At 68.8% G+C, this 20228-nt stretch carries 17 protein-coding genes and 3 pseudogenes; 12 read left to right on the top strand and 8 right to left on the bottom strand.

Annotated elements, in window-relative coordinates:
* Nucleotides 1-46: 46 nt before the first annotated feature.
* Nucleotides 47-1498 (bottom strand): NAD-dependent succinate-semialdehyde dehydrogenase, encoded by a 1452-nt coding sequence (locus tag RBB84_RS00840; protein ID WP_064255715.1) that lies wholly within the window; start codon nt 1496-1498, stop codon nt 47-49.
* A gap of 117 nt (nt 1499-1615) precedes the next feature.
* On the opposite strand from RBB84_RS00840, the gene pgi reads away from it, so the two are divergent.
* Nucleotides 1616-3253: a glucose-6-phosphate isomerase gene (gene pgi / locus RBB84_RS00835; protein WP_350247033.1), complete on the top strand. Its 1638-nt coding sequence runs from the start codon at nt 1616-1618 to the stop codon at nt 3251-3253.
* Nucleotides 3254-3272: 19 nt separating this feature from the next.
* On the opposite strand, the gene RBB84_RS00830 is transcribed toward pgi, so the two are convergent.
* The 3 genes from RBB84_RS00830 to RBB84_RS00820 all read right to left on the bottom strand — a co-directional run bounded on the left by RBB84_RS00830 (nt 3273) and on the right by RBB84_RS00820 (nt 6478).
* The gene (locus RBB84_RS00830) at nt 3273-4064 is read right to left on the bottom strand and encodes an FAD:protein FMN transferase (protein ID WP_024103166.1); all 792 of its coding nucleotides are present in this window, start codon (nt 4062-4064) and stop codon (nt 3273-3275) included.
* A 97-nt stretch (nt 4065-4161) separates the two neighbouring features.
* Nucleotides 4162-5784, bottom strand: a complete 1623-nt coding sequence (locus RBB84_RS00825) for an acyl-CoA dehydrogenase family protein (RefSeq protein WP_019289855.1) — start codon at nt 5782-5784, stop codon at nt 4162-4164.
* A gap of 4 nt (nt 5785-5788) precedes the next feature.
* On the bottom strand, nt 5789-6478 hold the full coding sequence (locus RBB84_RS00820) for a TetR/AcrR family transcriptional regulator (RefSeq protein ID WP_248689632.1): 690 nt from the start codon (nt 6476-6478) through the stop codon (nt 5789-5791).
* Nucleotides 6479-6537: 59 nt separating this feature from the next.
* Here RBB84_RS00820 and RBB84_RS00815 point away from each other — a divergent pair, with 59 nt between their 5' ends.
* Both RBB84_RS00815 and RBB84_RS00810 read left to right on the top strand, forming a co-directional pair.
* The gene (locus RBB84_RS00815) at nt 6538-7761 is read left to right on the top strand and encodes a hypothetical protein (RefSeq protein WP_064257678.1); all 1224 of its coding nucleotides are present in this window, start codon (nt 6538-6540) and stop codon (nt 7759-7761) included.
* 57 nt (nt 7762-7818) lie between these two features.
* Nucleotides 7819-9345 carry a carboxylesterase/lipase family protein gene (locus tag RBB84_RS00810; RefSeq protein WP_064257677.1) on the top strand — a complete coding sequence of 509 codons (1527 nt, stop codon included), beginning with the start codon at nt 7819-7821 and terminating at the stop codon, nt 9343-9345.
* Between the two features lie 58 nt (nt 9346-9403).
* Here RBB84_RS00810 and RBB84_RS00805 read toward each other — a convergent pair whose 3' ends face one another.
* Genes RBB84_RS00805 through RBB84_RS00795 form a run of 3 tightly spaced genes read right to left on the bottom strand, consistent with a single transcriptional unit; the run spans nt 9404 to nt 11051 of the window.
* Nucleotides 9404-9730 carry a cupin domain-containing protein gene (locus tag RBB84_RS00805; RefSeq protein ID WP_024103161.1) on the bottom strand — a complete coding sequence of 109 codons (327 nt, stop codon included), beginning with the start codon at nt 9728-9730 and terminating at the stop codon, nt 9404-9406.
* Between the two features lie 35 nt (nt 9731-9765).
* Nucleotides 9766-10251 (bottom strand): dihydrofolate reductase, encoded by a 486-nt coding sequence (locus RBB84_RS00800; protein ID WP_064257676.1) that lies wholly within the window; start codon nt 10249-10251, stop codon nt 9766-9768.
* Entirely contained in the window at nt 10251-11051 is an 801-nt protein-coding gene (locus RBB84_RS00795; RefSeq protein WP_006551555.1) for a thymidylate synthase, read from the bottom strand. Before RBB84_RS00795 ends, RBB84_RS00800 begins: the two co-directional genes overlap by 1 nt.
* Before the next feature lie 73 nt (nt 11052-11124).
* Between RBB84_RS00795 and RBB84_RS00790 the strand changes: the two genes are divergently transcribed.
* The 9 genes and pseudogenes from RBB84_RS00790 (at nt 11125) to RBB84_RS00750 (ending at nt 19512) form a co-directional block, all read left to right on the top strand.
* Nucleotides 11125-11991 (top strand): DNA-formamidopyrimidine glycosylase family protein, encoded by an 867-nt coding sequence (locus tag RBB84_RS00790; RefSeq protein WP_006551556.1) that lies wholly within the window; start codon nt 11125-11127, stop codon nt 11989-11991.
* Between the two features lie 76 nt (nt 11992-12067).
* Nucleotides 12068-12658: pseudogene (locus RBB84_RS00785) on the top strand (tellurite resistance/C4-dicarboxylate transporter family protein).
* An 83-nt stretch (nt 12659-12741) separates the two neighbouring features.
* Nucleotides 12742-14031: an ISL3 family transposase gene (locus RBB84_RS00780; RefSeq protein ID WP_082937994.1), complete on the top strand. Its 1290-nt coding sequence runs from the start codon at nt 12742-12744 to the stop codon at nt 14029-14031.
* A gap of 527 nt (nt 14032-14558) precedes the next feature.
* Nucleotides 14559-15650: a hypothetical protein gene (locus tag RBB84_RS00775; protein ID WP_037218220.1), complete on the top strand. Its 1092-nt coding sequence runs from the start codon at nt 14559-14561 to the stop codon at nt 15648-15650.
* Nucleotides 15610-16270, top strand: a pseudogene (locus RBB84_RS00770) (transposase). Before RBB84_RS00775 ends, RBB84_RS00770 begins: the two are co-directional and overlap by 41 nt.
* A gap of 31 nt (nt 16271-16301) precedes the next feature.
* Nucleotides 16302-16722: pseudogene (locus tag RBB84_RS00765) on the top strand (tellurite resistance protein permease); the annotation flags it as partial.
* The gene (locus tag RBB84_RS00760; RefSeq protein ID WP_064256937.1) at nt 16719-17213 is read left to right on the top strand and encodes a hypothetical protein; all 495 of its coding nucleotides are present in this window, start codon (nt 16719-16721) and stop codon (nt 17211-17213) included. The pseudogene RBB84_RS00765 and the gene RBB84_RS00760, both read left to right, overlap by 4 nt.
* Nucleotides 17210-17857 (top strand): alpha/beta family hydrolase, encoded by a 648-nt coding sequence (locus tag RBB84_RS00755; RefSeq protein WP_064256938.1) that lies wholly within the window; start codon nt 17210-17212, stop codon nt 17855-17857. The genes RBB84_RS00760 and RBB84_RS00755 overlap by 4 nt, the downstream gene beginning before the upstream one ends.
* Nucleotides 17854-19512, top strand: a complete 1659-nt coding sequence (locus RBB84_RS00750; protein WP_064256939.1) for a GAF domain-containing protein — start codon at nt 17854-17856, stop codon at nt 19510-19512. Before RBB84_RS00755 ends, RBB84_RS00750 begins: the two co-directional genes overlap by 4 nt.
* A 25-nt stretch (nt 19513-19537) precedes the next feature.
* On the opposite strand, the gene RBB84_RS00745 is transcribed toward RBB84_RS00750, so the two are convergent.
* Nucleotides 19538-20185 carry a response regulator transcription factor gene (locus RBB84_RS00745; RefSeq protein ID WP_024103152.1) on the bottom strand — a complete coding sequence of 216 codons (648 nt, stop codon included), beginning with the start codon at nt 20183-20185 and terminating at the stop codon, nt 19538-19540.
* Nucleotides 20186-20228 lie beyond the last annotated feature (43 nt).

Below are 20228 nucleotides of genomic sequence, written 5' to 3'. Positions count from 1 at the left end.
GTCCGCGTCACTGACGGCGAGGTCGTCCCGGCCATCGCCGAGTTCCCTACTGCAGGGCGATGTACTTGGTTTCGAGGAATTCCTCGATGCCTTCGGTACCGCCCTCGCGTCCCAGCCCGGAATCCTTGATTCCGCCGAAGGGGGCCGCGACATCCGAGACGACACCGCGGTTCACACCGACGATGCCCGTTTCGAGCGCATGCGACACGCGCAGGGCCCGGTCGAGGTCGCGCGTGAAGATGTAGGCAGCGAGCCCGTAGCGGGTGTCGTTCGCCGCCGCGAGGGCTTCCTCCTCGGTGTCGAAGCCGGTGACGGCCGCGACCGGCCCGAAGACCTCTTCCTGCAGGATGCGGGCCTGCTTCGGCACGTCGTCGAGCACGGTGGCCGGGTAGAACCATCCCGGTCCGTCCGCGGGTTCACCGCCCAGGCGCACCGAGGCACCCGCCGACACCGCGTCCTGCACGAGTTCGATCACGGTCTTCTTCTGGTTCTCGTTGACCAGGGGGCCCAGCGTCGCGTCGGGGTCCGTTCCCGGCCCGAGCTTGTACGACGCCATGCGTTCGGTGAGCTTGGCGACGAAGGCGGCGCGCACCGAGTTGTGGACGTGGAAGCGGTTCGCGGCCGTGCAGGCCTCTCCCCCGTTGCGCAGCTTGGCTGCCACCGCGCCCTCGACCGCGGCGTCGAGGTCGGCGTCCTCGAAGACGACGAACGGCGCGTTGCCTCCGAGCTCGAGCGAGGTGCGCAGCAGCGAACGACCGGCCTTCTCGGCGAGCATGCGCCCGACCTCGGTGGAGCCGGTGAAGGTGAGCTTGCGCAGCCGGGGATCCTCGAGGAGCGGCCCGGTGACCTCACCGGCATGTGAGGACGGGAGCACCGACAGGACACCCCTGGGTAGTCCTGCCTCGTCGAAGAGCTGCGCGAGCAGCTGGATCGTGAGGGGCGTCTCGGACGCGGGCTTGACGATGATCGTGCATCCCGCCGCGAGGGCGGGACCGATCTTGCGGGTTCCCATCGCGAGCGGGAAGTTCCACGGTGTGATGGCCAGGCAGGGACCGACGGGTTGTTTCGTCACGAGAACGCGACCGGTGCCGGCAGGGGCGGGCGTGTAGCGACCGGCGATGCGGACCGCCTCCTCGGAGAACCATCGCAGAAATTCGGCGCCGTAGGTCACCTCCGATCGGCTCTCCGGTAGTGCCTTACCCATCTCGAGTGTCATGAGCAGCGCGAAGTCGTCGGCGCGTTCGGTGATCTTCCGCCACACCGTCCGCAACAGTTCGGCGCGTTCTCGCGGCGGGGTCGCAGCCCATTCCGGACCGGCCGCGACGGCCGCGTCGAGGGCCCGCAAGGCATCACCGGGCGCGGCATCGGCGACACGGGTGAGTTCGTCACCGGTCGCGGGATCGTGGACTCCGAAGGTGGCTCCGTTCTCGGCCGCCACCCACTCACCGCCGAGGAACAGGTCGGTGGGGACGGACCGAATCAGTTCTGCAGCATCCATATGCCCCATCATGCGCGTCGCGGTCGCTCGCTGTGGGAAACCGAGGGATCCGTTCGTCACACCGGGGCCCAGTTGCACACCGGGCGCACCGTGTCGGGGCGCACTACTGTCGACGACATGAGCGACGTAACCGCAACGGCACCGTGGAAAGCTCTGGAAGACCATCGCGACCGGCTCGAATTGGTGTCGCTGCGGCAGTTGTTCACCACCGAACCCGACAGGGTCTCGGCGTTGACGGTCCCTGCCGGGGATCTGGTGATCGATTTCAGCAAGCAACGCCTCGACACCCCGGTCGTGCAGGCCCTGCTCGAGCTCGCCGACACCGCGGGGATCGCCGCGGCTCGGGAGGCGATGCTCTCGGGTGCGCACATCAACGTCACCGAGGATCGGGCGGTGCTGCACACCGCCCTGCGCCTGCCCCGCGATGCGCAGTTGATCGTCGACGGGGTCGATGTCGTCGCCGATGTCCATGCCGTGCTCGACCGGATGGGCGAGTTCACCGACCGCCTCCGCAGCGGCGACTGGCGCGGCGCCACCGGGCAGCAGATCACCACGGTGGTCAACATCGGCATCGGCGGCTCCGATCTCGGCCCGGCGATGGTCACCCGCGCACTGCGGCGCTTCCACGACGGGCCGGCGACGCGGTTCGTCTCCAACGTCGACCCCGCCGATCTGACCGCGGCACTGGCCGACCTGGACCCGGCGACGACCGTGTTCATCGTCGCGTCGAAGACGTTTTCCACCCTCGAAACCCTCTCCAACGCCACCGCCGCCCGCCGCTGGCTCGTCGACGCCCTCGGTGAAGACGCGGTGGCGAAGCATTTCGTCGCGGTGTCGACGCACACCGAGCGGGTGGTCGAGTTCGGCATCGACCCGGCGAACATGTTCGAGTTCTGGGACTGGGTCGGCGGCCGCTATTCGGTCGGCTCGGCGATCGGGCTGGCGGTGATGTGCGCCATCGGACGCGAGCGGTTCGCCGAGTTCCTCGCCGGCATGCACACCATCGACACCCACTTCGCCACCACCGCCCCGGCCCGGAACGCACCGTTGCTGGCGGGGGTGATCGGGGTGTGGAATGCGAGCGTCCTCGGTTATCGGTCGCGCGCGGTGGTGCCCTATGCGCAGGATCTGGCGCGGCTGCCGGCCTATCTGCAGCAGCTGACCATGGAATCGAACGGCAAATCCGTGCGCGCCGACGGCACACCGGTGGTGTGTCCGACCGGGGAGGTGTTCTGGGGTGAGCCCGGTACCAACGGTCAGCACGCCTTCTTCCAGCTGCTGCACCAGGGCACCGAGATCGTCCCCGTCGACTTCCTCGGCCTGGCCCGTAGCGGCGACGACCTACCGGCCCGCGACGGGCAGACCAGCATGCAGGTGTTGTTGCTGGCGAACATGTTCGCCCAGGCCAAAGTGTTGGCCTTCGGGCGTGATGCCGACGAGGTCCGCGCCGACGGCGTCGACGAGGCGTTGGTCGCGCACAAGGTGATGCCCGGGGATCGGCCGTCGACGACGATCCTCGCCCCGGAACTGACCCCGTCGGTGGTCGGGCAGATCATCGCCTTCTACGAACATCAGACCTTCGTCCAAGGCGTCGTGTGGGGGATCGACTCGTTCGACCAGTGGGGCGTCGAACTCGGCAAGACCCAGGCCACCGCCCTGCAGACGGTGCTCGCCGGCGACGAGATCCCCGAGACCGGCGACGCGTCCACCGACCACCTGATCGAGGTCTACCGCACCCTGCGCGACGGAGCCTGACCGCATCCTGCTCGAGAGATCAAGCAGCCTTCGGATCGGACCAGGCCGTGGTGGTCCGGACCCGTCCGTGCGTGTCGACGAGACGCGCCGGCAGGTCGTACTGTTCGAGCCACGACAGGGCTCCGATGCCCCGCTGCAACGCCGTCGCCGCGGCCGCATGAGCCCACACCGCGTCGGGAGCGATGACGCTGACGAGACGCCACCGCTCGGGGTCGACGACGTCGCTGGTGTGCGACGCCATCGCCGATCCGGCAGGCAGTTCGACCGAGCCCCGGTCCGGGAGCGGCACCTGCCATCCCCCGGCAGGCGCGTGCCCCGCGGTGGCCATCACGTCGCCGATGCGCACGAGCGCCCCGCATTCGAGCAGATTCGCGACGAGCGCCGCGGAGTAGTCGACGGTGTCGGCCACGGCCGTCGCGCCGAGTTCGAGACTCACCCCGAAAGGAGCGAGCACGATGTCTCCGTCGATCTGCACGTCGCGGTAGGTGGGGATGGGATGGATCGGCGGGATGGCTCCGGCATCGACGGAGGCGTCGTCGGAGTCGACCGGGGTGATGGTCCCGCCCGTCATGCGGGCCGCCCACAGCGCCGACCGCACCATCGATGCCAGTCGGGGGCTCATCGTGACCGGAGTGCCCTGCGCGAGGTTGACGGAGTGGATCTCGGCGTCGCCCCGGCGGCTGTCGCTCACCGCCTCGGATTCGGCGACGACGCCGCGCACGATCATGCGGGCACGGTGCAGTGCATGCGGCTCGGTCACCGCGAGTGCGATCTGCCGACCCCACTCCCACCATTCGTTGCTGCCGATCATGACGGGCTCCACCCGTAGTCGATTCCTCGCAGGACGTACTCCAGTATGCCCTCGACCTGAGACGGGTGACAGCGCCGCAGGATCGGACCCGCCCTCGTCAGACCCGGTCGAGGATCGCGGCGGTGTCCACGCCGGTCGGCAGTGTGCCCATCGCGATGCCCCAGTCGTCGTCGAGCCGACTGCGGCAGAACGCCTCCGCGACGGCGGGATGTCCGTGCCGGACGAGCTGCGCGCCCTGCAGGGCCAGGGCCATGAGCTCCACGACCCGCCGTGCCCGGTACTCGGCGTCCTCGAGGTCGGCGAGTTCCTTGCCGATCCGGGCGATGGCCGAATCGAGCCGCGGATCGGCACCTTCCGCAAGCCTGACCTCGGTGAAGAACGCCTCGACGGTGTCGGGTTGCCGCGCCATTGCACGCAGCGCGTCGAGTGCCGCGACGTTGCCGGATCCTTCCCAGATCGACATGAGCGGCGACTCGCGATAGAGCCGCGGCATGCCCGATTCCTCGGCGTAGCCGTTGCCGCCGAGGCATTCGAGGGCTTCGGCGGCGACCGCGGGTGCCCGCTTGCACACCCAGTACTTGGTGACGGCCAGCGCGATGCGGCGCAGGGCGGCCTCCTGCTCGTCCCCGGCGGCGCGGTCGGTGGCCCCGGCCAGACGCATCATCATCGTCGTCGCGGCATCGGACTCGACGACGAGATCGGAGAGGACGTTGCGCATGAGCGGCTGGTCGACGAGCAACGCGCCGAACGCCTTCCGGTGACGGGCATGGTGAACCGCGCGCAACGTCGCGATCCGCATGTTCACGGCCGAGCCGATGACACAGTCGAGTCGCGTCATGTTCACCATCTCGATGATGGTGTTGATGCCGCGACCTTCCGGGCCGACGAGCCAGCCGATCGCGTTCTCGTACTCGATCTCGGAGGAGGCGTTCGACTTGTTGCCGAGCTTGTCCTTCAGCCGCTGGATGCGGATGGCGTTGCGGGTGCCGTCGGGCAGGACGCGCGGGAGCAGGAAGCACGACGGTCCGTGCTCGGTCTGCGCGAGCGTGAGGAACAGGTCGGACATCGGCGCGGACGTGAACCACTTGTGCCCGACGATCGTGTACGAACCGTCGGCGTTGGGGGTCGCGGTGGTGGTGTTGGCGCGGACGTCGGAACCGCCCTGCTTCTCGGTCATCGACATCCCGGCGATCAGGCCACGTTTCGTGGAGGGTTCGCGCAGCCCGAAGTCGTAGTGCGGCGCGGCCAGCAGCGGCTCGTAGCGCTCGGCGAGTTCGGCGTTGTGGCGCAGCGCCGGGATCGCGGCGTAGGTCATCGAGATCGGGCACATGTGCCCGGCATCGGTATGCCCCCACACGTAGAACTTCGCGGCACGGGCAACGTGCGCGCCGGGACGCGGGTCGCGCCAGGGTGCCGCGTGCAGGCCGTTCTCGACGGCGACGGTCATCAGGTCGTGCCAGTGCGGATGGAACTCGACCTCGTCGACGCGGTGGCCGTAGCGGTCGTGGGTGTGCAGCACGGGCGGATACTCGTTGGCGAGCCGCCCCCAGTCCTGGGCACGGGCGGTGCCGGCGAGGGCGCCGAGTTCGCGGACCTCGTCCTCTGCCCAACTCGCCCCTTCGCGGCGCAGTCCTTCGAGGAGGGCGGGGTCGTCGGCGGCCCCGTAGGGCTCGAGGTCCGGTACCTGGTTGAACACTTCGTGGGTGGCGGGGAAATTCACGGCTTCACTCCTGAGTCGTTCCGGAAGGCAGATGCCCCGCCGCTCGCAGTACGAGGACGACGAGGTCGGGGACGGTGGATCCGGCCGCGCTGTCTCGAAGGCGACCGTCGGCCGCACTGTCTCGAAGGCGACCGTCGGCCGCACTGTCTCGAAGGCGACCGTCGGCCGCGCCGGGGAGGCGACCGGTGAGCACCTCACCGACAGCCCCGACGAGCGCCGCGGCGGTGAGCTCGACGTCCTGTTCGGGGAATTCACCGGTCTCGACGCCGTGGCGCACCGCGTTCGCGAAGGCCGCTGCGAAGGCGCGGCGCAACACGAGTCGTTCGGCGTCGACCGCGGCGTCGACCGGTTCGGCGAGCAGGGCGTAGGCGAGGGTGGGATTGCGCAGCGCACGGCGGGAGAAGGTGTCGACCACCGCGGTCACCCGGTCGGCACCGGATCCGGTTGCGGCCGCGGACGTCACGGCCTCGACCTCCCGCTCGCACAGTTCCCGGAAGATCCGCACCATGAGATCGGACTTGTCGACGTAGTGCCGGTAGACGCTGCCGGTGGCGACGCCGGCCCGTTCGGCGACCGCCGAGACGGACAGTCCGCTGTATCCGCGTTCGCTGAGCAGAGTCACGGCGGCAGCGGCGATCGCCTCGCGCTGCGCGTCGAGTCGCTCCTGCACTGCGGGTGTCCGCCGGTACGCCACACCAAGGATTGAACCTCGGTTCAGTGCTTCGGTCAACGGTCGGCGCTACGGTCGGGATTGTGAATCGCCTGAGCGTCGTGGACGAGATGTTCCTCCACCGCCACAAAGGAACCGGCCTGCCGTCGGTGATGCAGGGTCTGTGGCGCACCGACGAGACCGTGGACGCGACCCTGTTGCTGTCCCTGCACGACGTGCTGTCCGAAGGCCCGCTCGGTCGCCGTGTGGTCCGCCCCCGGGTTCCCGGTGCACGCCCCCGCTTCGAACCCAACACGCACGTCCATCCACTGCGCTATCCCGCGACCCCCATCCCCGACGACGAGCTCCTCGCCTGGGCCGACGAGCACGCGAACGTGGACGTCGATCCCGAGCTCGGTCCCGGCTGGGCGGTCGCCGCGACCCGACTCACGAGCGGCGGCACCGCACTGTCGATCGTGTGCTCGCACGTCCTGACCGACGCGCGGGGATTCGTCCGCGCGGTCGCCGACGCGCTCGCCGACCGGCCGCGACGACCCGACCCCGGTCGCCAATCCGACCTACGCGATGCGATGCAGTTGTTCCGGAAGGTCGGCAGCGGGCTGCGCCGCGTGAAGTACACACCTCGCACGGAGAAACCGCCCGCGCCGCAGACGGTGCACTCGCGACCGCGCACCGCGCTCGTCGACGTCGACGCGGCGCAGTGGAAGGCCGTCGCGGCCGCGGAGGACGGCAGCCCGAACGCCCTGCTGCTCGCCGTGTCCGCCGGTGTCGCCCGGCGCGCCCGCATCCCGTTCCCCGTGCGCATCTCCGTTCCGGTCGACGACCGGAAGGAGGGAACCGTCTCCAACGGCGTGTCGATGGTGGGGATCACCGTCGACGACGGCGACACGCTCGCCTCCATCCGGGCCCGCGCCGCGCACGCCTATTCGCAGCCGCGGGAGGGCGCGCCGCACAACATGCCGGCCGAGATCCTGCAACTCCTCCCCGACCGGATCGCCGCCCGCGTCGCGCGCGGTGCCGGTGAGCGGGACCTGTTGTGTTCCAACATCGGTGCGGTGCCCCGCGAGCTCACCACGCTGGGCCCGTACCGCACCACCGGGATCGCGATGCGCGCTATGCACCCGGGACTCGACACCCGGCCGGCCCGCACCACGACCCGCCTGTCGGTCTACGCCTGCCACACCGACGAGCGGTACACACTCGCGTTCGTCGCCCTCGACGAGGAGCGCTTCCCCGACACCGCGACGCTGCGCACCTACCTACGGGCAGAGCTCGCGGGCCGAGGCCTCGAGCCCCACTTCTGGTGACGTCGAGACGGTGGACACGGCGGCTACCGTGACGCCCCGTCACGTACAGTGCGGAGCATGACGCCCGAGACCCACGTCACATTCGCCGACGGAACCGTCCGCGGCACCCGGCTCGGCGGCCTCCTCGCCTGGCGCGGCATTCCCTACGCCGCTCCCCCGGTGGGCCCGCTGCGGCTGCGGGCGCCGCAACCGGTCGAGCCCTGGACGGGAGTGCGCGATGCGACGCAGTTCGGAAATGCCGCCCCGCAGCGTCCGCGCTACGCCGAGACCGGTCGTCGCGGGGTGCGAGTGCGTCCCGACGAGGACTGCCTGACCCTCAACGTGCTCGCCCCCGCCGGTCGGGTCCATGCGCCGCGACCGGTCATGGTGTTCATCCACGGCGGCGCCTTCACCCTCGGCACGAGTGCCCTGTCGGTCTACGGCGGCGAGTCGCTGGTCCGACGCGGCGACGTAGTCTACGTGTCGATCAACTACCGCCTCGGAGCGCTCGGCTATCTCGACTTCGGGTCCTTCTCCACCGATTCGGTCCGATTCGATTCCAATCTCGGTCTGCGCGACCAGGTGGCGGCGCTCGAATGGGTCCAGCGCAACATCGCGGCCTTCGGCGGCGACCCCGACAACGTGACGATCTTCGGCGAGTCCGCCGGCGGCACCTCGGTGACGACCCTGCTCGCGACACCCGCCGCGCGCGGGCTGTTCTCCGCCGCGATCGCACAGAGCCCGGCGCCGAATCTCGTCGTCACCTCCGACCGCTCGGCCGAATGGGGCCGGAAGTTCGTCGAACTGCTCGGTGCCGATCCGGATACCGCCGCGCAGGCGCTGCTCGACACCTCCCCCGTCGAACTCGGGCGGGTGGGATCGCGCCTCGGGGCGCAGGTACTGCGCGCGACTCCCGGTCTGCATCCCTTCGGCCCGGTCGTCGACGGCGATTTCGTTCCGCTCCAACCGCTCGAGGCGTACGAGACGGGCGCGGCGCATCCCGTTCCGCTCGTGCTCGGGACGAACGACCGCGAAGGTGCACTGTTCCCGAAGTTCCTCGACGCGCTGCCGACGAACCCTCGGCGGATCGACGCACTGTTCGCCGCGACCGATCCCGAGGCGAAGGATCGCATCACGGGGATCTATCCGGGATATCCGGACGAGCGTGCCGCGATCGATCTCGGCGGCGACCTCACCTTCTGGTATCCGTCCGTGCAGTTCGCGCAGGCACATTCGCGTTTCGCGCCGACCTTCATGTACCGCTTCGATCTCGCGCCGCGAGTGCTGCGCTGGACAGGCTTCGACGCGACGCACGCGGTGGAGTTGCTCGCGGTCTTCGACCAGACCGACGAACCGCTCGGCCGGGCGCTCACGGCACTCGGTGGGCGACGCGGCCTGCGGACGGCCGCCGGGGCGATGCAGCGCCAGTGGCTGAACGTGGCCCGGCACGGTGAACCACTGCCGTCGTGGCCACCCTACGACGAGAAGGACCGCGCGACAGTGATTTTCGACGAGGTCACGCGCATCGAACACGATCCGCGTCGCGAGCGCCGCCTCGCGTGGGAGGGCTACCGCGGGTACGCCGCTCCGGCACCTGTTCAGTAAGCGCCGCTTCTCGACGCGCGCAATGAGCGTCGCTACTCGGCGCGTGCAGTGAGCGACGCTACTTGGCGACGGTGAGCAGGAAGGCGACGTCCTCGATGGCGCTGACGCTGTGCCGGGCCGGCGGGATGATGATCATGTCGCCCGCCGAACCCTTCCACACGTCGTTGCCGGCGACGAGCTGGAGCTGACCCGACAGCACCTGCAGGGTCGCCTCGCCGGGGCTGTCGTGCTCGCCGAGTTCGTGGCCGGCGAGCAACGCGACGACGGTCTGCCGCAGGTGCTTGGTATGCCCACCGAAAACCGTCTGGGAGCTGCGTCCGCTGCTGGACGTAGCTGCGAGTTTGAGCTGCTGCCGTGCCAGGGCGGTCAACGAGAGCTTGTCCATGTACCGCAGTATCGCTCAGATGCCGCCGCGAGAACTCAGCTTCGCGCGTACCGGATCCAGCGGAACCTGATTCCCTTGGTGGACGTCATCCATTCCCCGGGTTCCGCCACCCACTCGGGCCCGATCGGAGGTGCGGTCGCATCTCCTACGACGTCGAGGTCGACCTCGGTCACGAGCAGCCGAGTCGCGAACGGCATCGCCTGCGCGTAGATCTGACCCCCGCCCATCACGACGACCTCGTCCTCACCGGCGAGCGTCAACGCGTCCTCGAGGCTCATCGCGGTCTCGGCGTCCTCGGCCGACCACTCGACGTTTCGGGTGACGACGATGTTCCGGCGTCCCGGCAGCGGCCGGAATCCGACCGGGAGCGAGTCCCAGGTGAGCCGGCCCATGATCACCGGCTTGCCCATCGTGGCGTCCTTGAAGAACGCCATGTCCTCGGGGATGTGCCACGGGATGGTGTTCTCCCGGCCGATCACACCACCACGTGCCTGAGCCCAGACGAGGGTGACATCCCCCATCAGACGGCCACCGGCGCCTTGATCGCCGGGTGGTGCCGGTAGCCGACGACCTCGACGTCCTCGTAGCGGTAGTCGAAGATCGAGTCGCGCGGGTGCAGCTTCAGCGTCGGGTAGGGATACGGATCGCGGGTGAGCTGCTCGGTGACCTGCTCGATGTGGTTCGAGTAGATGTGGCAGTCGCCGCCGGTCCAGATGAACTCTCCCGGCTCGAGTCCGGTCTGCTGCGCGACCATGTGGGTGAGCAGCGCGTAGCTGGCGATGTTGAACGGCACGCCGAGGAACATGTCGGCGCTGCGCTGGTAGAGCTGGCAGCTGAGCTTGCCGTCGGCCACGTAGAACTGGAAGAAGGCGTGGCACGGCATGAGCGCCATCTTGTCGAGCTCGGCCACGTTCCACGCCGAGACGAGGATGCGCCGCGAATCGGGGTTGGTGCGCAGGGTCTCGATCACCTGGCCGATCTGGTCGATGTGCTGCCCGTCGGGGGTCGGCCACGAGCGCCACTGCACGCCGTAGACCGGGCCGAGATCGCCGTCGGGTGCGGCCCACTCGTCCCAGATCGTCACGCCGTGCTCCTGCAGCCACTTGACGTTGGAGTCGCCGCGCAGGAACCACAGCAGCTCGTAGACGATGGACTTCAGGTGCACCTTCTTCGTGGTGATCAGCGGGAAGCCCTCGGACAGATCGAAGCGCATCTGATGGCCGAACAGGCTCCGTGTGCCGGTTCCGGTACGGTCGGCCTTCTCCGCGCCGGTCTCGAGGATCAGGCGCATCAGGTCTTCGTAGGGCGTCGACACAGTCACGAGCGCAGTCTATCGGTGGGTCGAAGGTGTCCGTCGCCACCCGCGAACGGCCCGGCGACCGTAGCCTGTTCCCATGCCCGAGCTCCCCGAGGTGGAAGCACTTGCGGTGTTCCTGCGCGAGCACGCGGTCGGCAGCGTCATCGGACGCATCGACGTCGCGGCGCTGAACGTGCTGCAGACGGCCGACCCGCCGATCACGGCGCTGCAGGGACGCGACATCACCGGAGCGGTGCGCTTCGGCAAGTTCCTCGCGATCGACTGCTCGGGGCTGCACCTGATCACGCACCTGTCGCGCGGCGGCTGGTTGCGCTGGCTCGACGAACCGTCGCAGACTCCCCCGAAACTCGGTCGCGGTCCGCTCGCCCTCCGCGTGCACCTGTTCGCCCCCGACGCGACGACACCGGCCTTCGATCTCACCGAGGCCGGCACGAAGAAGCGCCTCGCGGTCTGGATTGTCGACGATCCGCAGCAGGTGCCCGGCATCGCCCGCCTCGGCCCCGACGCGCTCGCCCTCACCCGCGACGAGTTCGCCGAGCTCCTGACCGACAGCACCTCGCGCCTCAAGACGTTGCTGATCGACCAGAAGATTCTCGCGGGCATCGGCAACGCCTACTCCGACGAGATCCTGCACGTCGCGCAGCAGTCACCGTTCGCGACCGCCGGACGGCTGACCGACGACGAGGTGACCGCGCTGTACGGGGCGATGCGGTCGGTGCTGACCGATGCCGTCACGCGCTCGGTCGGGCAGGACGCGGCGCGCCTCAAGGGCGAGAAACGGTCGGGGCTGCGCGTGCACGGCCGCACCGGTGAGCCGTGCCCGGTGTGCGGCGACACCGTCCGCGAGGTCTCCTACACCGACCGTTCGTTCCAGTACTGCCCGACCTGCCAGACCGGAGGGAAGGTCCTCGCCGACCGGCGGATGTCCCGCCTGCTGAAGTAGCGGGCACGCAGTGCAGGCCCCTTCCCGTCTCCGCGAAGAAGTCCGCATCCTCGCGCCGGGTTACTTCGCCTTCGTCATGGCCGGCGGAATCGTGTCCACCGGACTCCACCTCCGCGGTTTCCACCTCGCATCGGCCGTGCTGCTGATCGTGTCCGCGATCGGATACGCGACGCTGGTGGCCCTGTCGGTGTGGCGGTTCTTCGCGTTCCGCGACGAGGTCCGCGCCGATCTCGCCGATTCCGGACGGGCGTTCGGCTTCTTCACCTTCGTCGCGGGCAGCAACGTGCTCGGCGTACGCCTGATGATGGACGGCTGGCATTCCACCGCGGCCGTACTACTCGTGGGCGCGGCGGCGACGTGACTGGTGCTCGGATATGTCGTCCCGTGGACCGCCGTGCTCGGCACGGCGGAGCGTCCCGTCCTCGCGAAGGCGAACGGAACGTGGTTCATCTGGGTCGTCGCCAGCGAGTCGGTGGCCATCGCCGCGGCCACGCTCCAACCGGTCTACCGCGAACTGGACCGGCTCCTCGCCGCCCTCGCGGTGTTCACCTGGGGCGTCGGGCTGTTCCTGTACGCGGCGGCCGGCGTCTTCGCCGCGGTTCGGATGTTGGAGTACCCGTTGCGACCCACCGACCTGACCGCTCCTTACTGGGCTCTTCGCGCTTGAGCGGGGTGCCCGGTAGTTGATGGGGCTCGTGGCCCCGACATGCTGTTGGTCTCTCACAACGCGACAACAGCGAGGCCACGAGCATGAACGAGGGTACGTCAGTGCTGCTCGGGCTGGAGGACGAGTTCACCGTCCTGCAGCTCGAACGAATCGATGCCGACACGGTGCGTGTCGTCATCGAGGTCATCGACCCGGAGGGCGCCTGCCCCGAGTGCGGGGTGCTCACCTCAAGGATCAAGGAGCGGCCACTGGTTCGAGTCAAGGACTTGCCTGCCTCCGGCCAAAGAACCGATCTGTGGTGGCTCAAACGGCGCTTGGTGTGCCGCGAACCGGCCTGTGGGACAGCGACATTCACGCAGCAGTCCCGCGCTGTGCCGGCACGGTCGCGGCTCACGACCCGGCTACGAGAGAAGATCGGTTCGGCGATCGCGTCGGGCAACCGCGCCGTCAGCGAGGTCGCTAGCGAGTACCAGGTGGCGTGGTCGACCGCGCACCGGGCGCTCATCGCACTGGCCAACCAGTGGCTGCCCGAGCCGGAACCCACCCGCGTGCTCGGCATCGACGAGACCCGCGCCCGGTCGGTGCGCTGGGTGCTCGAAGAGGCCGGCTGGACACGGTCGAACCCGTGGATGACCTCGTTCGTCAACGCCGACCCCACCCTGCCCGGGCACCTTCTCGGGCTGCCCCCGGGACGCTCCGGGGCGTGCGTGATCGACTGGCTCGCGCTGCAGACACCCGCGTTCCGGGCCGGCATCGACCTGGTCGTGATCGACCCGTCCGCGCCGTACGCGGGCGGGATCCGCACCGCCCTGCCGGACGCGCGGATCGCAGTCGACAAGTGGCATCTCGTCGCCCTCGCCAACCTCATGGTCACCCAGGTCCGTCAACGGATCACCCGGCAACTGCACGGCCGCCGCGGCACCGCCACCGACAAAGTCTGGGCCAGCCGGCAACTGCTGCTCACCGGCTACGAGCACCTCACCGTGAAGCAAAAGGCCCGGTTCAACGCCGCCCTCGCCGCCGAGGATCCGACCAACGAGATCGCCGCCGCGCATGCCGTCAAGGAACGCCTGCGCCTGCTGCTGGCCGAACACCAGCCGCACCAGATCCGGCGCAGGCTGTACGACTTCTACGACGCCGCCGCCCGCGCCGACATGGAGGAAACCAGCCGCCTGGCGACCACGATCGACACCTGGTGGCCAGCGGTGCTCGTCGCGCTCACCGAGGACGTGACCAACGCCCGCACCGAGGGCTTCAACCGGATCATCAAGCAAACCAAGCGTGTCGGATGCGGCTTCACCAACATGGACAACTACCGAAGGCGCATCATGGTCCACATCGCCCTCACCCGAGGGCAGAGACCAGCAGCATGAAATCAGCACACGCCCCGCTCAAATGCGGAGAGCCATTTATCTCTGCAGTAAACGCCCGGCCCGTCTTCGGCGCCTCGTGCCACACATGCCTTCCCGCTCGGGTTGCGGCGGGCCATAATTCGCCTTTCACGTGCCCGGCTTGCCGTCTTCGGAGCTGGGCCTTGACACCCCTGCACCGGGTACCCCCGCATCAGTACCGCACCTGCCGCTGGGCAGTCGATGCATCATCTGTCCGAACGGAATCGACCGGCCCCACGCTGATCACTGCTCCCACACCGCCGAAGCACTTCAACCGATCCGTCACTGCAGCATCATCGAGAAGCCGTCCTCGACACCGGCAGGTCCCGGGCCCGCTGGCTGTGATGTCTTCGCGCTGGCGGCGTCGGCGGGGAGAGGATTTCGCAGTGAGCAGCACCGCTCTCTCCGGGATCGAGGCGACCACCGAATCCGGCCCGCGGTGCTGCACGAAACCTTGGGGCTCCATCGAGCCAGTGGCAATCGGCCCGTGGTTGCCTCACCATGGAGCGGTGACTGCTAAGCGTTGCCGATCCACCCCCGATCCTGCCGAACCCCTTTCCGATGCCGAGCTGCTCATCGGCCTGGTGGTCTCACCATCCCTGAGTGCGATGCTCGGCCCCGAGGTCACCACCTCGGTGCGCAAGATTTTGGTGCAGCGGTATCCGGGAGTGCGCTGGCAACTGAAGATGGCCGAAGACCGGCTGGTCGATCCACCCACCGAGACCTTGGACCTGCTGGAGGCGGCCCGAAACCGCGTGCTGGAGGAGAACTGGGATTTGGCCGTGGTGCTCACCGAGATCCCCCTGAAGACCGGCCGACGTCCGGTGCTCACCCAGCTCAGCCCCGTGCACGGGGTAGGACTGGTCTCCGTCCCAACCCTGGGAGCCGTGCACGTGCGGCAGAAGGTGCAAGAGACCACCGTGCACGTGGTCGGGCAGCTCCTGGGCTACGACGCCGAAGACCTCAACGCCCAGCGGGATCTTGCTCGAAGAGCCCACCAGCTGTCCACCGATCTCGACGAACGCCCGGACGACAACGTCGTGCAGTTCACGGCCCGAGTGCTGAGCGGCAACGTGCGGTTGCTGCTGGGCATGATCCGCGCCAACCAGCCTTGGGCCTTCGTGGCCCGGCTCTCCCGGGCGATGGTCGTGGCAGCGGCCACCGGCATGCTGACATTGGTGGCCTCGGACCTATGGGTACTGGCCATGGCCTACGGGCCGGTGCGCCTGGTCCTGCTGGCGGTGATGGCGATCGGGGCGGTGAGTGCCACCCTGATCCTGGGAGCCGACTTGTGGGAGCGCCCACGGCGGCGAGCCCAACGTGAGCAGGTGATCCTGTTCAATTTGGCCACCACCGCGACCGTGGCCATCGGGGTTGTGGTGTTCTACCTCGGCTTATTCATCCTGTCCTGGGTCGGCGCGCTGCTGCTCATCGACGAGCAGGTACTGGCCGGTGTCGCCGGTCACCCAGTGAACGCTTTGGACTACGCGAAGATCAGCTGGCTCACCGCCAGCCTGGCCACCGTGGGCGGAGCACTAGGAGCTGGACTGGAGGACGACGATGTGGTGCGCGCCGCTGCCTACACCCGGTCCAGCACCTGACACAGCCCCAGCACAGAAGAAACTGAAACATCTACGCGTTGATGCCACGTCTATGCAGGTGTCATTGCCGGTCGCGATGACTTGGTGGGCTCAGCGCAGTGCGCTGCCTCGTACTCGGCGGGTGGGGCGTTGCCGAGGCGGGTGTGCGGGCGGGCGCTGTTGTACCTGTCGATCCGGGATCCGCACCGCCCTGCCGGACGCGCGGATCGCAGTCGACAAGTGGCATCTCGTCGCCCTCGCCAACCTCATGGTCACCCAGGTCCGTCAACGGATCACCCGGCAACTGCACGGCCGCCGCGCATGCCGTCAAGGAACGCCTGCGCCTGCTGCTGGCCGAACACCAGCCGCACCAGATCCGGCGCAGGCTGTACGACTTCTACGACGCCGCCGCCCGCGCCGACATGGAGGAAACCAGCCGCCTGGCGACCACGATCGACACCTGGTGGCCAGCGGTGCTCGTCGCGCTCACCGAGGACGTGACCAACGCCCGCACCGAGGGCTTCAACCGGATCATCAAGCAAACCAAGCGTGTCGGATGCGGCTTCACCAACATGGACAACTACCGAAGGCGCATCATGGTCCACATCGCCCTCACCCGAGGGCAGAGACCAGCAGCATGAAATCAGCACACGCCCCGCTCAAATGCGGAGAGCCCCTTACTGGGTGTCGATGGGAGCGTGCTCGATCACCGTCGTGGCGGGTTCACGGATCGTCGAGATGGACGACGCACCGATGGTCGACGCGACCCGCGGACTGATCGCGGGCCTCGCCGTCGTCATCTGGGTCTTCGCGACGTGGCTGCTCCCCGCTCGTCGCGGCCGGTTGGTGGCGACACCGCGTCCACCGGGTGCGGCTGGACTACGACTCGTCCCTGTGGTCGATCGTCTTCCCGCTCGGCATGTACGCGATCGCGGGGATGTATCTGGGTCGCGCCGACGATCTGCCACTGGTCGGCGCGATCGGCGCCGCCGAATTGTGGGTCGCGGTGGCGGCCTGGGTCGCGGTGTTCGCCGCGATGCTGCACCGCACGTGGGTACGGCTCATACGGCCGGTCGAGCGCGACCGACGGTGACCGCCCATGCTCGGGCCCGCCCCATCCCGCCGTACCAGCGGACGGCGAGCACGACAGCCAGGGCCACAGGCCTGGTCGCCGGTGCGGCCGGCGTGGCCGCCATGACCGTTGGGGAGAAGATCGAGCAGGCTGTCACCGGGCGACCGAACTCCCACGTGCCGGGCCGCGTACTCGCACGGTTGACGGGCGCCTCGGAATCGGCCGGACAGCACTCGACCGCCCTGAACTGGGCGATGCACTTCGGGCAGGATATCGCCCTCGGCGTCCTGCGTTCGGTCATGGCCGAGGTGGGCCTGCGGGGGCCGCTCGCATCGTCGAAGTTCACCGTCGTCCGTCTGACCAACGACCAGATCCTCGAGAACGCGACCGGCGTGGGAGAACCCCCGCAAACGTGGCCCCGTTCCGAGCTGGCGATCGACGTCCTCCACAAGAGCGTCTACGGCTTCGTCACCGGTGCCGTCGCCGACGCGGCGGTTACCGTATCGGTGTGAATGTCGAACCGCTGGACACCGGCACCGTGGCCGGTCACCTGCATCTTCCCGAGGGCAGTCCGCGGGGTGCCGTCGCGTTGACGCACGGCGCCGGCGGCAACTGCGACGCCCGGATCCTGCAGCTGATGTGCTCCCGGTTCGCCGATGCCGGCTTCCTCGCCCTGCGCTACGACCTGCCGTTTCGCCGTCGCAAGCCCAAGGGACCCCCGCAGCCGTCCCGCGCCGCGGAGGACCGCGAGGGTGTGTCCGCCGCGGCCGCGGAGCTGCGCGACCGCGTGTCCGGGCCCTTACTGCTCGGCGGCGTCTCCTACGGCGGCCGGCAGACGTCGATGCTCGCGGCCGACGAACCCGGCATCGCCGACGCCCTCGTCCTGCTGTCCTATCCCCTCCATCCCCCGGGCAAGCCGGAGAAGCTGCGCACCGAGCACCTGCCGAAGATCTCGGTGCCCACGGTGTTCGTCCACGGCGACCGCGACCCCTTCGGTACCTTCGACGAACTGCGGGAGGCACTCGATCTCCTGCCCGCGGCCACGACTGTCATCGAGGTCACCGGGGCCGCACACGACCTGAGCCGCGCGAAGACGGATCCCTCGGAATCCGCCGTGTCCGCGGCGCTGCACCTGCTGGAAGAGAAGAAGTCATGATCGAACCCACCGACGTCGCCATCGACACGCTGCTCGCCGAGCTCCGCGACCGGCTCGACGATTCCGTCGACGCCCCGACGACCCTGCGCGGACTGCTCGAAGCGGTGCTCGTCGTGGGATCGGGTCTCGAACTCGACTCCATGCTCCAGCGCATCGTCTCCGCCGCGACCGCCCTTCTCGACGCCCGCTACGGCGCGCTCGGCGTGCGCGCCGCCGACGGTGGCCTGTCGGAGTTCGTGTACGTCGGGATCAATCCGACGCAGCGCGAGGTGATGGGCCATCTGCCCGAGGGCCGGGGCATCCTCGGTCTGCTCATCAACGATCCCCGGCCGGTCCGTCTCGGCGACCTGTCGAAGCATTCCGCCTCCATCGGTTTCCCGCCCAACCATCCGCCCATGAAGAGCTTCCTCGGAACTCCGATCATGGTGCGCGGCAAGGTTTTCGGCAGCATCTACCTCACCGAGAAACTGGGCGCACCCGAGTTCACCGAAGAGGACGAGGTGATCCTCAAGGTGCTCGCGATGTCCGCCGGTGTGGCCGTCGAGAACGCGCGCCTGTTCGAGGGCTCCCTCGACCGCGAGAGATGGCTTACCGCAATGGCATCCATCAACTCCCGGCTGTTGATGGGCGGGTCGGTGGACGAGACGCTGTCGATGCTCACCGGCCAGGTCCGCGAACTCGCCCGGTGTGCGGGCGCCTATGTGATGCTCGTCGACGGCCACCACGGCCGCCTGCAGGCCGCGTCCCCCGCAGCGCCGTGCGGGAAGGACAAGCGTTTCGATCTCACCGGATCGCCTGTGCTGAAAGCGCTCAAGAGCAGGCAGCCGATGCACCTCGATACCCTCGAGGGACTGCCACCGATGGAGCAGGGCGACGAAGGACACGCGGTGGTGCTGCCGCTGTCGGCGACGTCGACGGTCACGGGTGTGCTCGTCGCGACCCGCGAGGCCGGTACCGAACCGTGGGACGACGAGGACGTGGCCCGCTTCGAATCCATGGCGAACCTCGCGGCCGTGGCCCTCGAATTCGCCGAACAGCAACGCAAGAAGCGGTTGCTCGACGTGCTGGCCGATCGCGATCGCATCGCACAGGACCTGCACGACAACGTCATCCAGCGCCTGTTCGCCACGGGTATGAGCTTGCAGAGCGCGACCGCGGACGGAGCGAACAACGAACGCATCGTGGAGGTGATCCGCCACGCGATCGAACAGCTCGACCGGACGGTGCGCGAGATCCGCACGACCATATTCGATCTGCACACCACCGGCGCGGCGGCGTCGAACAGTCTGCGCCGGAGACTGCTGGACGTGGTGGGCGACCTGAGCATCCACTCCTCGGTGGCGCCCAACGTGCAGTTCGTCGGACCCATCGACACGCTGGTGCCGATGCGCATCCACCCACACGCGGAAGCCGTGCTCCGCGAAGGGCTGAGCAACGCGCTGCGCCATTCCCAGTCCGACAACATCTCGGTGTCGGTCTCGGTTCAGGACGACTTCCGGATCGAGATCCTCGACGACGGCACGGGTCTGCCCGACATGCCTCGCCGCAGCGGGCTGGCGAACCTCGAGCGGCGCGCCGTGCAGTGCGGCGGGTCGTGCGAGATCGGTCCGGCCCACCCGCGCGGCACCCGGGTGCTGTGGGCGGTCCCGCTCTGACGGAACGGGTCCCGCCCGCATCGGACTAGGACGTCGGCTTGCCGCGCTCGTTGCGCAGCTCGGTGGCGAGCACCGCGGCCTGCGTGCGGCGCTGCATGCCGAGCTTCGCCAGCAGCCGCGAGACGTAGTTCTTCACGGTCTTCTCCGCGAGGAACAGCCGTTCGGCGATTTCCCGGTTGGTCAGGCCCTCACCGATGAGTTCGAAGACGGCGCGTTCCTGCTCCGACAGCTCGGCCAGCGGATCGGCCGTGCGCGACGCCCGGATCCGCTCCATGAGGGCGGCGGTGGCGCGGCTGTCCAGCAACGAGCCGCCCTCGCCGACGGTGCGGATCGCCGAGACGAGGTCGGTGCCGAGGATCTGCTTGAGCACGAACCCCGAGGCACCCGCCATGATCGCGTCGAGGAGCGCCTCGTCGTCGGCGTAGGAGGTGAGCATCAGGGCGCGCAGACCCGGCATGCGGGTACGCAGCTCGCGGCACAGTTCGACACCGTTGCCGTCGGGAAGCCGCACGTCGAGCACCGCGACGTCGGCACCGCTCTCGGGCACACGGGCCAGGGCCTCCCCCACCGAGGCGGCCTCACCGACGACGGTGAAGTCGGGCACGCTGCTCAGCAGATCCACCAGGCCGCGCCGCACGATCTCGTGATCGTCGACGAGGAACACGCGGGTCATCTCGGGCACCTTTCGTTGACATGCTGTCCCGTCATTGTCCCAG

It is taken from the genome of Rhodococcus sp. D-6 (assembly GCF_040256695.1).
In the GTDB taxonomy this organism is placed as follows: domain Bacteria; phylum Actinomycetota; class Actinomycetes; order Mycobacteriales; family Mycobacteriaceae; genus Rhodococcus; species Rhodococcus pyridinivorans.
The sequence above is the reverse complement of the archived record's forward strand: the minus strand, read 5'-3'. Positions and strand labels throughout refer to the sequence as shown.